At 57.5% G+C, this 1,530-nt stretch carries 2 pseudogenes; both read left to right on the top strand.

Going from position 1 to position 1,530, the window contains the following annotated elements:
• Positions 1-179: 179 nt before the first annotated feature.
• A pseudogene (locus tag AWB74_RS47125) lies at positions 180-819 on the top strand (IS3 family transposase); the annotation flags it as partial.
• Between the two features lie 9 nt (positions 820-828).
• Positions 829-1,088: pseudogene (locus AWB74_RS47120) on the top strand (IS6 family transposase); the annotation flags it as partial.
• Between the last annotated feature and the right edge of the window lie 442 nt (positions 1,089-1,530).

The raw sequence follows: 1,530 nt of genomic DNA, 5'->3' as shown, positions 1-1,530 counted from the left end.
GGATGGTTTCGGCGTTTCAGCCGCTGCACGCGCGCGTTCGATCTCGCGCGTTTTGGGATAACGCAGCGGTAACTCTGCCCTGCAGATGCAAGAGATTGAACGGGTTCCGGAGTTCATGAAAAAGTACAGCGATGAACTCGTTTTTCAGGCGGTTGACGTCTTATACACGTACACGTCCAGCGCGTGGCATACACCGAATAAAGCGGTTGCGCAGGAGGCTCGGCCTGCGGTGTAGGCAGAAGCGTAGGTTCAAGGCAATCACTATCCAAAGCATGATCTGCCCGTTTCGCCGAACCTGCTGGACCAAGAATTCTCAGTGTCGGCGCCCAATCAGGCCTGGTGTGGCGACATCACGTACATCGCGACCGACGAGGGATGGTTGTATCTTTCCGGCCTGAAGGATCTGTATAGCGGCGTAATTGTCGGCTATGCGATGAGCGAAAGCACGACGAAAGACCTGGTGATCGGGCGGTGTTTCGCGCCGTTTCACGCCGTCCCCGAAGCCCGGCCTGATTCAGCTCACCGATCGCGGCTCGCAATATTGCGCACGTGCTTACCAGAAGCTCGTCAGGCAGTTCGGCATGCGCGCGTCGATGAGTCCCCGCGGCAACTGCTACGACAAGCACCGATCGAATCATTCTGTTTCTCTAAAGAGCGAACTGATCTATCAACAGCGATTCGCCACGCGCGAGCAGGCCAGACTCGCCATCAGCGAGCACATCGAATGTTTTACAACGGCAGCGCACGCAGGCCCGTCTCTGCTACCTGTCGCCTCCCGCATTTACGCAGCGATTCTATCTGGATCGTACCGCGGCTTAACGCGCTGGCATCAACCGATTCCGACCGACCTCAATCCTTGGCTGTGTCCGCTGGTATGTGGCGCATACGGCGATGCCTTCGACATCTTGAAGAGATGATGGCGGAGCGCGGAATCTCGGTCGATCATTCAACCGTTGCACCGCTGGGCCATCAAGGTCTTGCCGGTGCGGGAGAAGGCCATTCGTCGGCACAAGAAAGCCGTCGGTCGGAGCTGGCGAATGGATGAAACGTATATCAAGGTCCGAGGCGGTTTCAACAGGTCCTTTCGGCCGATGGGAGTCTTCGATCCAGTCGCGCTACTGTCACCCAGAAATCGGACGGCGGTACGAGCCACGAGAGCCAGCTTTCCGGGGGCGAATTTGTCCAAATTCCAATTCCTCTTTGTGACCGTTGCGGGCACTTTGGCTGTATCGTTTGGGCGATACGGTCAGTCGTGGGACTCAGAGTCGGAGCACACGCTACCCGCGCGCGTTCTTGTGTCAAGCCGACCTTTCACGCGTCGCAGATTTGGGAGCGCTGCCATCCGTACCGTCGGCACAGAGCAAAGACAATGGCGCTGGCACTGCTACGGCCGGCCGTAAGGGCCTTTCCTGTACCGCCGATTCCGACCGGACAACTTGGTTCGCGGAATATTGACAATTAAGGGGCGCGCAATTGCATCTGAGGACAGTCACGTGCATTTTCTGCGCATATCATTGTCGCTCGCTGTCG

This window comes from Caballeronia arvi, assembly GCF_001544695.2.
Lineage (GTDB): Bacteria > Pseudomonadota > Gammaproteobacteria > Burkholderiales > Burkholderiaceae > Caballeronia > Caballeronia arvi.
The sequence above is the reverse complement of the archived record's forward strand: the minus strand, read 5'-3'. Positions and strand labels throughout refer to the sequence as shown.